We start from the raw sequence: 12,895 nt of genomic DNA, 5'->3' as shown, positions 1-12,895 counted from the left end.
GTTTATATTATTAACATTTTGTATTTCAAAAATAAGTAGGATTTACGTTTGTCGAAATTAAAAGCAGATCCAGCTATACGCAGTTTACTAAATCGTATGCCTAGTAATGTGCAAGATAGCTTTACTGAAGAGCAGCTAGCTCATTTAAAAGTGGCTATAGGTGCAAGGCAGTGGGGTAAGCATGCTGTGGATTGCAGAGGTGTAATTAAGTTTTTTAAATACAGATACTATTTTGTTTTACTGGCTGGTCGTAACAGAAGAGAACTTAGTAAAAAAGAGCAAAAAATAGCAACTATATCGCAGGCAATCACTATATCTATGTTTAGTTTTTTTGTTATTACAACTTTGCTGCTTATTATTTATTTAGTTAAGTCGGCTTTAGGTATTGATATATTTAGTAATTACTCTTTTGGGGTATGGGCTTGGTTTAAAGATTTGTTTAAATAAAAATAAGATGCTTCTGTTTGGAGGTGTTTATGAATGTTTGTGTAAGTTTATATTTGTTTTGTTTTGTGTAAGTTCCTCGCTACTTAAAGACATTTTACATAATATTACTATATATAAAGTCATCCTTAATGTTGAATACTTTAGTATGATACTGTAACATTTGCCGCACAGTTTTGTGGAGCTTATTTCACTTTTAAGATATCTATAGGGATACATAGTATTATGACATCTTCAAGGACGTTTAAGCCTAATGGCTCGTCTGATGCGAATTTTTATCGGTTATTCGATATTTTTGCATTGTTTTTAGCCTTTCAGTGCTCGGCTTTGTTCTATAGCTTTGAGCTCACTCCTATTTATATGGTTTCGGTTTTAACCGTTGCTTTGAGCTATTTATACTGTGCTGAAATATTCTCCGCTTATCGCTCTTGGCGTGCTGGTAAATTTAGAACTATGGTGCTTTGTGCTTGGGGCTCTTTGTTTTCTGCATTTGTCGTTTTGTTTCTTATATCGTTTGCATTTAAGTTTACTGAGTCGCTTTCTCGTATTGGTCTGGGTTTGTGGTTTTTGTTAAGCGTAACTTTTTTATATGCTTGGCGCCTTGCTGCATACTTATTTAAAAGAAGTAGACGTAAACTAGGGTTAAATTTACGCAATGTTGCCATTGTTGGGGCTACCGAGTCAGCAGTACATTTATATAACGAGATTACTAAAAATGACGAACTTGGCTTTAAGTTTTTAGGTTTTTATGATGACAGGCAACCAGAGCGACTTTTTGAAAACTCAACAAAACACGATGTTGCAGGACGAATTCAAAATGCAGTAGATGCAGCCCGTGATGGTGTAATTAGCGTTTTATATATTGCTTTACCTATGAAAGCTGATAAGCGTATAGCTGATATTTTGCGTCAACTGGGTGATACAACGGTTGATGTGCATATAATTCCTGACTTTTTAATATCTAACTTAATACATGCTCGTATTGAGCATGTTGGGGATGTTGACACATTAAGTGTGTTTGAATCACCGTTTATAGGTGCTCGTGAATTTATAAAGCGTACTGAAGATATAGTTGTTGCCTCTATTATTTTAATGCTGATTTCTCCTGTACTTGTTGCAATTGCGTTTGCTGTTAAATTTACCTCAAAAGGCCCTGTGATTTTTAAGCAAGACCGGTACGGGCTTGATGGACGTAAAATTAAAGTATGGAAGTTTCGTTCAATGAGTGTTACAGAAAACAGTGCAGTGGTAACGCAAGCCACAAAAAATGATGTGCGTATTACACCTTTAGGTGGCTTTTTACGCCGCACAAGCCTTGACGAATTACCGCAATTTATAAATGTTTTAAAAGGCGATATGTCGATAGTCGGGCCAAGGCCTCACGCGGTTGCCCATAATGAGGAATACCGTAAAAAAGTAGAGTTTTATATGTTTAGGCATAAAGCAAAGCCAGGTATAACAGGCTGGGCTCAAATTAACGGATGGCGCGGCGAAACTGATACGCTGAACAAAATGGAAAAACGTGTTGAATTTGACTTACATTATATTAAGCACTGGTCGTTATGGTTTGATATAAAAATTATTTTTATGACAATTTTTAAAGGATTTAAGAATGCGAATGCATACTAAAACACTTGCACCTATATTTGCTTTGTTAAGTGTAGGGGTCGCAGCACCTGCGGCTGCTAATTTAAAACCAGGTAGTTTTATAACTAAAGATGGCGCCGAAATTACGCCAACGTTACAAACGGGTATAAGCAGTAATAATAACTTTTTTAGTACGCCAGAAAATGAAGAGTCACGTACAATTTGGACCATTACCCCTAATATAAAGGCAGCTATTGAAGACGGCCCCGATAGTTATAACCTTGATTTAGGCACAAGTAGCTCTTTGCATAATAAGGAGAGCGTTGATAATTTTACCCAAGTAAATATTGGTGTTGGTGTACATAAAGAGTTTACCAGCCAGCATCGCCTAGATGTTAATGGTAAAGCCGACTGGCTTTATGAGCCGCGTGGCAGTGGTTTAACTGAGGGCCTTGGGGATGCAGTAAATGAGCTTGTAAAATACCAGCAGCAAAATATTACAGCACGCTATGAATATGGTGCGCAAAGCTCAAAAGCACAAGTTGCTTTAAACGCGGGTTTTTATAGTAAAAAATATCAAAATTTTAGAGCCGTGTCACAGTTTCGTGATTACGATAAATCGTTGGTTGGTATTACCGGTTATTACAATACTCAAGCTGCTACACGTACATTTTTAGAAGTTAAGCAAGAAAATTATCGTTACGATTTTTTAGCAAGTAGCGGCATATCACGTGACTCAGACGACGTAAAGGTGCTGCTTGGTATGGAGTGGGAAGCAACAGCACTTACTTCAGGTTCATTTAAATTGGGTTATCAAAATAAAGATTTTAGTGCCAATGAACGTGAGAGTTTTAGCGGTTTAAGTTGGGAAGCTGGGGTTAACTGGCAGCCACTTAGTTATTCTACCGTTCAACTTATGACTAGCCGAGCAGCAAAAGACCCATTAGTACAAGGCGATTATATTAAAGAAAGTTTTTACGGTATTAATTGGACACATAGCTGGAGCGATTATTTAAGCTCGCTTGTAGGAGTTACTTATATTGACGAGCAATACACAGGTGATATTGGCCGAAAAGATAAAACTAAGAGTGCACGCTTAGGTTTAAATTATATTGCGAGTAGATTTGGTATGGTTTCTACTTATGTCGATTTTATTGATAAAAATTCTACACAAAATGCAATTGAGTTCGATCGAGTAGTTGTAGGTGTTAATTTTACGTTTGCTTTAAAGGCTAACTAATGAAGTTTATTTTTAGTTTAACACTTCTAATATTTAGTAGTGTTAGCTTTGCGCAAACAGCGCAAAGTTATGTAATTGGTGCTGGTGATAAGGTAGAAATAAAAGTATTTGGCCAACCCGATTTAGAGGTTACTGCACTTTTGGGTAATAGTGGGGAAGTTAATTATCCTTTTTTAGGTAAAGTTAAATTAGCTGGTCTTAACACTTCTGAAGTAGAACAAGTTATAACGCAAGGTTTAAAACCTGATTATTTAGTAAATCCAAATATATATGTTCAGGTAATTGAATACCGACCTTTTTATATTCATGGTGAAGTTAAAGAGCCTGGCGCTTACCCTTATCAACCCGCAATGACGGTTAACCAGGCGATTGCGCTTGCCGGTGGTTTAACTGAGCGCGCCTCTATTGATAAAATATACATATTTAAAGAGCAAACTAAACAGCAGCAACAAAAAGGTAGTTTAAATAGCCAAATTGCAGCGGGCGATACCATAAAAATTGAACAACGGTTGTTTTAAGCAGTTTACAGGGCAGTATTTAATGAACCAAACAAATGAAAACCTAAGTAATAATGAAGAAATTATTGATTTAGGATCTTACCTTAATGTAATTAAACTCGCTAAATGGCGTATTTTAGGGTTTGCTACAGTAGTTACTTTGTTAACTATTATGGTGGCTTTGACCTTAGTGCCAAAATACATTGCAACTGCTACTTTACTTATAGAAGCTGAGCAAACTAAGGCAGTAAGCTTTGAAGAGATATACGGTCTTGATTCGACAAAAAAAGAATATTATTTGACGCAGTTTGAGGTGATTAAATCGGACAGTATTGCCCGCGAAGTAATCACTAAGCTTAATTTAAAAGCGCATACAGACTTTATAGCTAAACCGTCTGCGTTGGGTGAACTTAAAACAGCTATAAAAGAGCAACTCCCTTTTTTAAATAAAAAGGAAGAAACGGTATATGATGCACAAGAACAAGCAGAACGAGAAATGCTTGGTTTATTAGCTGTGTTTAAGTCACGTCTTTCAGTCTCGCCTATTATTAAAACTCAACTCGTTAGAGTTAGCTTTGAATCGAGCGATCCTAAACTAGCAGCGCTTGTAGCGAATACCGTTGGTGAAGTTTATATAGATAGCCAAATGCGTGCAAAAATGGGGATTACTCAACAAGCCTCTAACTGGTTAAATACGCGTTTATCGCAATTACGAATTCAACTCGATGACTCAGAAGTGCGCTTACAAAACTACAGAGAGAAGCAAAAACTAGTTGATATTGAAGGTATAGCTGGGCTCGCCACACAAGAGCTTGAGCAAATATCACAACAGTTAATTGTAGCGCGCAATGAAAAAAATAATCTTGTGAGTATAAATCGCGTAATAACTGAGTACGGCAATAATAACTTGGAGTTATTAGGGAGTATGCCTGAAATTACATCCCACAAAGTAATACAGGATGTAAAGCGCGAAGTTATATTAGTAGAGCGTAAACTCAGTGATTTAGGCGAAGTGTACGGCCCTAAACATCCGCGTATGATCTCAGCTAAAGCAGAGTTAGCAACGGTAAAAAACAATTTAAATAAGCAAATTAAGGGCCTTATTACCGGCATTGAAAAAGAGCTAAACCGCATTACTCGTACTGTTAGTGCGCTTGAGCGTGACTTAGTTAAAATTCGTGCCGAATATCAAGATATTACCCGCAAAGAAACTCAATACAACCAATTAAAACGTGAAGTAGAAACAAATCGCAGTATATTTAACACGTTTTTATCTCGCTCAAAAGAAACAGAAGTAACGAGTGATTTTAGCTCTGCTGCTGCACGTTTTACTGATAGAGCTTATGCACCAAATGATCCAGCGAAACCAAATAAAAAATTAATTGTTATTTTAGCTTTTGTGGCAAGTTTTGGTTTTGCAGTAGTTATGAGCTTTATATTTGATGCACTTAACGATACGGTTAAAACGAAAAGTGATGTTGAAAGTAAGTTAGCACAGCGTATGCTTGGGCTTTTACCGCATGTACAAACACCAAAAAATAGCGTGTTTCCGATACATGCTTATCTGGATGATAACTATAGGCGTTTTGCAGAGTCGGTACGAACGTTCAGAACTAGTTTGCTATTAACTCAGTTAGAGCGCGATCATAAAGTAATAGCCGTAACATCAAGTGCTCCGGGTGAGGGTAAAACCACAACCTCAGCTAATTTAGCTATGTCGCTTGCTCAAATGGGTAAAGTTTTATTAATTGATGCCGATTTACGCAAACCAAGTATTGCAAAGCGATTTGATATACCGGTATTTCATCCGGGGTTAAGTAATTTAATTGTAGGTACTGAGCAGTTAAGTGAGTGTGTTCATGTAGATGGGCAGTCGGGTGTTGCTATTATGCCAAGCGGGCAGATCCCAGGTAATCCATTAGAGCTTTTATCTAACACGCGCTTTAGTGAAGTACTCGATATATTAAAAACTAAGTATGACCATATAATTATAGATACACCACCAACACAGGCTGTGAGTGACGCCTTAGTTATTGCACAGAGTGTAGACTCGGTAATTTATGTTGTTAAGTCGGATATTACGCGAATTAAACCGATTAAAGCGGGTATTGAACGTCTGTTTGAATCTAAAGCTCATGTTGCAGGTATTGTGCTTAACCAAGTAGATATGAGTAAAAGTAAAGACGAGCATAGCCATGGTTATTACGACTATTATGATTACTCGCAAAAACCTGAACAACCTAATGCATAGTTAAATGCAAATATATGATTGATATTCATTCTCATATTTTGCCAGGAATAGATGATGGCGCTAAAGATTTAAGTGATTCTTTAGCGCTATTGAATGTTGCACAAAATGATGGAATAACCCATATGGTTGCCACGCCACATATACATATTGGGCGATTTAATAACTCAGCCTCGCAATTGTATAGCGAGCTTGCTAATTTAAAAGCACAGGCATTAGTAAATAATATTGGTATTAAACTAGCTGTGGCCGCTGAAGTTAGGCTTGATGTAGAGCTAATGAGTTTAGTGCTTAGTAATAAACTCCCGTTTATTGGTACACTTAATTCAGTAAATTATTTATTATTAGAACTCCCGCACTCGCATGTACCGCAAGGTTACGATAAGTTTATAAATTGGCTAGCTAAACAAAATATAAAGGTGATTATTCCTCACCCTGAGCGTAATCGCGATATTCAAGCAAATCCTTTTTATATTGAGCGTTTAAAGCAATTAGGATGTGAGTTTCAATTAACGGCTTCAAGCATTGAAGGTGCATGGGGCGAAACTGCAAAAAATATTAGTATAGATATGCTAAAAAACGGTTTAGTAACTTATGTTGCATCTGATGCTCATTCAGTTAAGCGTAGGCCTCCTATTTTAAGTAAAGCTAAGCAAATAGTGAGCGAGCTAATTGGTCAAAATGATGCACACGATTTATTTTTTACTAACCCTAAGCGTTTAACTGAGTCGTTGTTTAATGATTAATATAAATACAAACCGCCTCACACAAATTACCATACTTGCAGTTATTACATTAGTAATAGGTTATCAAAGCTTACAAAGTATGCGTGCAAATACATGGTATTTTAATGCACTCAATATTTTAAAGCAGCCTGAAAGCACAATTACTCTCAAAGATCTAAAGCTTGCAGATAGGGCAATTACATATGCAACTACGCAAGACCCTTCACAGCCACATTACTGGCAGTTAAGTGCTTACATAAAAATGCACAATCTAGCTGTAACTAGCGGCCAAAATAAGAATAAGCTTTTGGTTTATCAACAAGCGGAAAAAGATTTATTAAAATCATTAGAGTTAAGGCAAACATGGTCAGAAACGTGGATTGCACTGGCACAAGTAGTTAGTTATCAAGAAGGGCCGACAGAGCGCGTATACGAGTATATTCAGCAGGCTAAAAAATTCGGGCCGTACAAGCTTGATGTGCAGCTTGGTATTATTCAAATAGCGCTAATGAACTGGCAGCAACTCCCTCCAAAGTATAAAGCATTGTATGTTGCTGAATTAAATTTAGCCGTTAAATATGGTTATAAATTTTATCAAGTTTTTGATGTTGCTAAGCAAGTTGATGCTTTGCCTATTTTATGTCTATCGCTTAAGTTTGGCTCTCACTTTGAACCGCTTAGAACTAGCTGGATGTTTAAAAAACATTGTAACTAGGTAGGTTTCGAATGCGTTAAGTTTGTTTACGTTAAAGTGAAAACCAATTGCACAAAGAGAAGTGAATGAGGAGTAAATGAGTAGACACCAAGTAAGCTATTCACGAATCGATAGACCACTTCTCTAAAAGCGCAGCGTCTCATAACCTCTTTGTGAATAATTGTCTTATTGGTAAAAGCTGAACTGTTATTATACGGCGTAAAAAATTGCCCAGAGGTTAAAAACCTCTGGGCTATAAATTGACTCTAAATTGAGCCTAGCGTTAACTAAAACACTTTCTTGGTTCATTAGGGAGAAGAAGAAAGTACTTTAAAGTGTAGTAAAACTACTAAATAAAGCATAACTAATTTTGCCCCTTGGTTACATTTGATAACAAAGGATTAGATTAATTATGTGTAATTTGTACTTTAGTTTAACCCCAGCTTATTAATTGTGTATTCTGCACGAGATCTCGTGGTAATGAGTTTTTAATCTTATTTTTTTGCCATTTACCCAGCCCAATAGGGCAGCCACACAGGGTTAATACCACCTCACCTATTGTCTGAGTGGCTTCAGCTAAGCGTATATCTTTACCTTGAAAATAATCATTTGCTTGCTCGTTATTTAACGCGTAAATATTAGTTTTACACTCATTGCCAAATACGGTTGCAAATTCGTGGGTGAGCCTGACGCCATTTTTATGAATAATGCCAATTTGAATACCTAAGCGTGCGTACTTAATTTTATTTTGCACAGCTTCAAATCCTTGTGGAAATAACCACAGTTCTTTGTCACGCTGCATTAGGCTGCCAGGCAGGTTAGTTAACCCAAAATGCTTTTTAAGTGATTGCATAAATGCGGCACTTTGCTTTTTATCAAACTCGTTAAACGGAAATGCACCTTTTTTAACTGTTTGATTTGGATTATTACAACTTGCGTGTTTTTTAAATTTAGCAATAAAAAAGCCTTCGCTGTCGAACGTTTGCGGCCATACATGCAAATAGCCTTCACTTGTTGTTGCTTTACTTGCACCTTCAAATAAATCACTTAGCGATTGTGGGGCAATATAGTCACCAAACTCACTCAGTAAATAATCGCACACTTGCTGGTTTTCGAGCGGTGTAAGTGTGCAGGTTGAATACACTAATGTGCCACCTGGCTTTAATGCATAAAATGCGCTTTTAATTAAGTCTTTTTGGACTTGGGCTATTTGTATGTTTGATTCTATGGACCAATTTTTTAGTGCGTCGGCGTCTTTACGTACCGTGCCTTCGCCAGAGCAGGGCGCGTCTAGCAATATGCTGTCAAAGCATTCAAACATATAGTTGCCAAATATAACGCCATCAAAATGCGAGAGCGCACAGTTACCTACTCCCATGCGTTTTAATGTAGCGCTGAGTGCCTTTAAACGAGATGACGATAGCTCATTTGCAACAAGCACGCCTTGGTTATTCATAAGTGCTGCTAGCTGCGATGTTTTAGAACCCGGTGCTGATGCCATATCAAGCACGGTGTTATTTTGAGAGTCTGCGAGTTTAATACTTTGCTTTAATGCGATAGGGGGCAGCATTGAACTTGCTTCTTGTACGTACATCGCACCGCTTAGGTGTAAGTCAGTATTACCAAGGGCTAGGTTTTGTTCTTCATCGTTTGGGCGCTCTAGCCAAAAGCCTTCACTGCACCATGGGATGGGGGTTAGCAGCCAATTTTTTTCAGTGGCACGTTTTACAAATTCTTCAATGCTAATTTTTAAAGTATTAACGCGGATAGATTTTCTGAGTGGCCTGCGACACGCATTTAAAAAGTCATCTAAGTTTAGATGCGCTGGTAAATAGGTTTTTACGTCATCAATAAAGTGCTCAGGAATAAAAGTGTTGGCGTTCACGCGTTAGCTCATACTATAAAAATAAAGCGCGATAATAGCATTTATATAATGCATTTTCAGCGCTTAAAGACGTAACATCTGATTTATTGCCCTGTCGACACTTCACTGTTTTAGTCTATTCTAAAACCATTTTTATGCGACTTTAGGTTAATAGTGTCGACAATGAGCGTGTTTTTTAGCCATTTTGATAGGTTTAAGGGTTGACATGATTTTTTAATAAGCCCATAGTAACCACATTAATTGTCGACAATCTAAAAAATAACTTATGACACACACATTTTTAAACGAAGCGCCTATAACTACCGCATCAGATCAAGTATTTGTAGATATGCGCCGTGAGATTGTTGAAGGCAGTATAGTTCAAGGCAGTAAAATATCAGAGCCTGAGCTTGCCAAACGTTATGGTGTAAGCCGTGCAACGCTTAGAGAGGCGTTAAATCGCCTAGAAAGTTGCTACCTTGTTGAGCGTAAAGCTAACGTAGGTTGCCGCGTAGTTGCCCTTACCGCTGAGCGTTTGATTGAAGTTTATCAAGTTCGCAGTTCACTTGAAGGTTTGGCATGTAGGCTTGCTGCCGACAATATGGAACCCGAAGAAGTAAAAGGCTTAAAGCAATTACTTAATCAGCACCTACAAACACAGCGTGTTAAAGAGGGCGAATCTTATTATCAAGAAGCCGGCGATTTAGATTTTCATTACCGTATTATTCAAGGCAGTAAAAACGCGCATTTAATTCATTTACTGTGTAATGAACTCTATCAATTAATACGCATGTACCGTGTACAAATGGGCATGGTGGGGCCGCGTGTATCAAAAGCATTTGATGAGCATTTAGCTATTATTAACGCCATTGAAAACCACGACGGTGAACTGGCCGAAATGCTCATGAAGCGCCATATCAGTGCGTCGCAAGCAAATATTCAAACCAAATTTGATTTATTAGCTAAGCAGAAAGCATAAGCTGTTAAAAGCTAAAAGCTAAAAGCTAAAAGCTAAAAGTTAAAAGTTAAAAGCTAAAAGTTAAAAGTTAAAAGTTAAAAGTTAAAAGCTAGCAAAAGCAGTTAAACAGTCACAATTACAGATTAAAACTATAAGTTACTCCACGTAGCAACCGTTCAAAGTGAGGAGAAAGTAATGTCAGCAGGATTAAAATTTAAACACGCTATTGCCAATAACCGCCCTTTACAAGTGGTAGGTACTATTAACGCCTACACAGCGATGATGGCTGAAAAAATGGGTCACCAAGCTATTTACCTCTCAGGTGCCGGTGTTGCAAACGCTTCGTTTGGTATGCCTGATTTAGGTATGACAAGCCTTGATAACGTGCTTGAAGATATTCGTCGTATTACTGGTGCGAGCGATTTACCACTACTTGTTGATGCCGATACCGGTTGGGGTGGGGCGTTTAACATTGCACGCACAGTAAAAGAAATGACTAAAGCCGGTGCGGCGGGTTTTCATATAGAAGACCAAGTAGCGCAAAAGCGTTGCGGGCATCGTCCTAATAAAGAAATTGTAAGCCAAGGTGAAATGGTTGACCGCATTAAAGCGGCGGTTGATGCAAAAACCGATAGCGATTTTTATATTATGGCGCGTACCGATGCATTTCAAAAAGAAGGTTTAAACGCCGCGATAGACCGTGCAGCTGCCTGTGTTGAAGCCGGTGCTGACGCTATTTTTGCAGAAGCCGTACACGACCTTGCTGATTACCAAGCATTTGCAAAAGCGATCAACGTTCCAATTTTGGCAAACATTACTGAGTTTGGTCAAACACCTATTTACACAAAAGAGCAGTTAAGCGATGTAGGTGTTGAAATGGTGCTTTACCCACTCAGTGCATTTAGAGCCATGAACAAAGCAGCGCTAAACGTGTATTCAGCAATTTTAAATGAAGGTTCTCAACAAAGCCAAATCGAAAATATGCAAACGCGTTCTGAGCTTTACGATTTTTTAGATTACCACACGTACGAGAACACACTCGATAACCTTTTTTCATCAAAATCTGACAAATAAAAACTATTAAATAAGGGCGTGTTGAACGTTGGTGGTTGAATTTGCAGCAGTATGTTTGGTTTTTAGGCAAGGCAGAGCCTATGCAGTGTGGTTATTCCCCATAAATAGGCGATAACGCAGCATAAATACCAAACATGCGCTGCCCGTCGGGTTCTTTCTAGGGACGATTATCTCTTTGTTGCTCGGTTTTTACTTAGTCCACTAGGTTACAAACCTCGCGCCGCGATTTAATCGCCCCTAGATTGAACAAATTCCAATCCACAAAGTTCAATACGCCCTAAATCACACACAAATTTAAGATAGGAGAAAATCATGGTAGATAAAGCATTAGGCGGCGCAGGTTTACGCGGACAAGTGGCTGGTCAAACAGCATTGTGTACTGTTGGACAAAGTGGTTCTGGTTTAACGTATTGTGGTTACGATATTAGTGAACTTGCCGAAAAAGCGCAGTTTGAAGAAGTGTCTTTTTTACTTTCACGTGGTGAGTTACCAACCACAAGCGAATTGGCAAAATATAAAGCAAAACTAAAAAATTTACGTGGCTTACCTGATGCGCTTAAAACCGTGCTTGAAAATATTCCTAAAGACGCGCACCCAATGGATGTAATGCGCACGGGTTGCTCAATGTTGGGGAACCTTGAAATGGAGCTTGATTTTAGCCAAGCTAATGATGCAATCGACCGTATGGTTGCTGTTTTCCCAAGTATTATTTGTTACTGGTACCGCTTTACACACGATGGCGTACGCATTGAAACACAAACTGATGACGACTCAGTTGGCGCACATTTTTTAAATTTATTACACGACAAAGCACCTAGTGAATTATTTGCACAGGTAATGAATGTATCACTAATTTTGTACGCAGAGCACGAGTTTAACGCCTCTACCTTTACAGGGCGTGTGTGTGCATCAACGCTTTCTGATATTCATTCTTGCGTAACTGGTGCGATTGGTACGCTACGTGGTCCATTACATGGTGGTGCTAACGAAGCGGCAATGGATATGATTCAAGGTTTTACAAGTGCTGAGCATGCTGAGCAAGAAGTAATGGGCATGCTTGAACGTAAAGATAAAATAATGGGCTTTGGTCATGCTATTTATCGCGAGTCTGATCCACGCAATGTAATTATTAAAAAATGGTCTGAAAAACTAGCGGCAGAGGTGGGCGATACCGTGCTTTACCCTGTGTCTGTTCGTTGTGAAGAAATTATGTGGCGCGAGAAAAAACTGTTTTGTAATGCCGATTTTTTCCATGCGTCTGCTTATCACTTTATGGATATTCCAACTAAATTATTTACGCCAATATTTGTAATGAGCCGTGTTACGGGCTGGACAGCACATGTAAAAGAGCAGCGCGCTAACAACCGTATTATTCGCCCAAGTGCCGATTACACTGGGCCTGACGCACGCAGTTACACACCAATAGAGTCACGTTAAAAAATGGGTGAGCACGCATGTGCTCACTTTTTTATTGCACATAGCCACTAGCGAGTAGTTTTTCTCAAACTTTTTATTAAACACGCTAGCTGTGAGCAAACACCGTCACCAAATTAGCGAACCCTTA

11 protein-coding genes are annotated in these 12,895 nt (G+C 38.3%); 10 read left to right on the top strand and 1 reads right to left on the bottom strand.

The annotated features are described in order from the left end of the window. Positions 1–48: 48 nt before the first annotated feature. The 7 genes from QMA08_RS02620 to QMA08_RS02590 all read left to right on the top strand — a co-directional run bounded on the left by QMA08_RS02620 (position 49) and on the right by QMA08_RS02590 (position 7,456). Entirely contained in the window at positions 49–447 is a 399-nt protein-coding gene (locus tag QMA08_RS02620; protein ID WP_290173583.1) for a 3-phosphoshikimate 1-carboxyvinyltransferase, read from the top strand. A gap of 222 nt (positions 448–669) precedes the next feature. After that, the gene (locus QMA08_RS02615) at positions 670–2,073 is read left to right on the top strand and encodes an undecaprenyl-phosphate glucose phosphotransferase (RefSeq protein WP_290173582.1); all 1,404 of its coding nucleotides are present in this window, start codon (positions 670–672) and stop codon (positions 2,071–2,073) included. Then, on the top strand, positions 2,057–3,271 hold the full coding sequence (locus QMA08_RS02610) for an outer membrane beta-barrel protein (protein WP_290173581.1): 1,215 nt from the start codon (positions 2,057–2,059) through the stop codon (positions 3,269–3,271). Before QMA08_RS02615 ends, QMA08_RS02610 begins: the two co-directional genes overlap by 17 nt. Continuing rightward, complete coding sequence (locus QMA08_RS02605) at positions 3,271–3,789, top strand: polysaccharide biosynthesis/export family protein (protein ID WP_010554202.1); 519 nt, start codon at positions 3,271–3,273, stop codon at positions 3,787–3,789. The genes QMA08_RS02610 and QMA08_RS02605 overlap by 1 nt, the downstream gene beginning before the upstream one ends. A gap of 22 nt (positions 3,790–3,811) precedes the next feature. Next, complete coding sequence (locus QMA08_RS02600; RefSeq protein WP_290173578.1) at positions 3,812–6,019, top strand: polysaccharide biosynthesis tyrosine autokinase; 2,208 nt, start codon at positions 3,812–3,814, stop codon at positions 6,017–6,019. Positions 6,020–6,033: 14 nt separating this feature from the next. Beyond that, complete coding sequence (locus QMA08_RS02595; RefSeq protein ID WP_290173576.1) at positions 6,034–6,762, top strand: CpsB/CapC family capsule biosynthesis tyrosine phosphatase; 729 nt, start codon at positions 6,034–6,036, stop codon at positions 6,760–6,762. Continuing rightward, positions 6,755–7,456 (top strand): VpsP family polysaccharide biosynthesis protein, encoded by a 702-nt coding sequence (locus QMA08_RS02590; RefSeq protein WP_290173574.1) that lies wholly within the window; start codon positions 6,755–6,757, stop codon positions 7,454–7,456. The genes QMA08_RS02595 and QMA08_RS02590 overlap by 8 nt, the downstream gene beginning before the upstream one ends. A gap of 412 nt (positions 7,457–7,868) precedes the next feature. On the opposite strand, the gene rsmF is transcribed toward QMA08_RS02590, so the two are convergent. Further along, positions 7,869–9,320, bottom strand: a complete 1,452-nt coding sequence (gene rsmF / locus QMA08_RS02585; RefSeq protein ID WP_290173573.1) for a 16S rRNA (cytosine(1407)-C(5))-methyltransferase RsmF — start codon at positions 9,318–9,320, stop codon at positions 7,869–7,871. Positions 9,321–9,585: 265 nt separating this feature from the next. Here rsmF and QMA08_RS02580 point away from each other — a divergent pair, with 265 nt between their 5' ends. The 3 genes from QMA08_RS02580 to prpC all read left to right on the top strand — a co-directional run bounded on the left by QMA08_RS02580 (position 9,586) and on the right by prpC (position 12,768). After that, entirely contained in the window at positions 9,586–10,278 is a 693-nt protein-coding gene (locus QMA08_RS02580) for a GntR family transcriptional regulator (protein ID WP_002962362.1), read from the top strand. A 174-nt stretch (positions 10,279–10,452) separates the two neighbouring features. Next, entirely contained in the window at positions 10,453–11,331 is an 879-nt protein-coding gene (gene prpB / locus QMA08_RS02575) for a methylisocitrate lyase (protein ID WP_138488929.1), read from the top strand. 312 nt (positions 11,332–11,643) lie between these two features. Beyond that, positions 11,644–12,768 (top strand): 2-methylcitrate synthase, encoded by a 1,125-nt coding sequence (prpC, locus tag QMA08_RS02570; RefSeq protein WP_290173569.1) that lies wholly within the window; start codon positions 11,644–11,646, stop codon positions 12,766–12,768. The last annotated feature ends 127 nt before the right edge of the window (positions 12,769–12,895 follow it).

It is taken from the genome of Pseudoalteromonas sp. APC 3355, from assembly GCF_030407615.1.
GTDB lineage: Bacteria > Pseudomonadota > Gammaproteobacteria > Enterobacterales > Alteromonadaceae > Pseudoalteromonas > Pseudoalteromonas distincta.
This window is presented reverse-complemented; position numbering and strand designations above follow the sequence as displayed.

What these genes read in the sequence shown, in the direction of transcription:
- QMA08_RS02600 (WP_290173578.1), top strand. Translation starts at nt 3,812, where the DNA reads ATGAACCAAACAAATGAAAACCTAAGTAATAATGAAGAAATTATTGAT.
- QMA08_RS02590 (WP_290173574.1), top strand. Translation starts at nt 6,755, where the DNA reads ATGATTAATATAAATACAAACCGCCTCACACAAATTACCATACTTGCA.
- prpC (WP_290173569.1), top strand. Translation starts at nt 11,644, where the DNA reads ATGGTAGATAAAGCATTAGGCGGCGCAGGTTTACGCGGACAAGTGGCT.
- prpB (WP_138488929.1), top strand. Translation starts at nt 10,453, where the DNA reads ATGTCAGCAGGATTAAAATTTAAACACGCTATTGCCAATAACCGCCCT.
- QMA08_RS02615 (WP_290173582.1), top strand. Translation starts at nt 670, where the DNA reads ATGACATCTTCAAGGACGTTTAAGCCTAATGGCTCGTCTGATGCGAAT.
- QMA08_RS02610 (WP_290173581.1), top strand. Translation starts at nt 2,057, where the DNA reads ATGCGAATGCATACTAAAACACTTGCACCTATATTTGCTTTGTTAAGT.
- QMA08_RS02595 (WP_290173576.1), top strand. Translation starts at nt 6,034, where the DNA reads ATGATTGATATTCATTCTCATATTTTGCCAGGAATAGATGATGGCGCT.
- QMA08_RS02580 (WP_002962362.1), top strand. Translation starts at nt 9,586, where the DNA reads ATGACACACACATTTTTAAACGAAGCGCCTATAACTACCGCATCAGAT.
- QMA08_RS02605 (WP_010554202.1), top strand. Translation starts at nt 3,271, where the DNA reads ATGAAGTTTATTTTTAGTTTAACACTTCTAATATTTAGTAGTGTTAGC.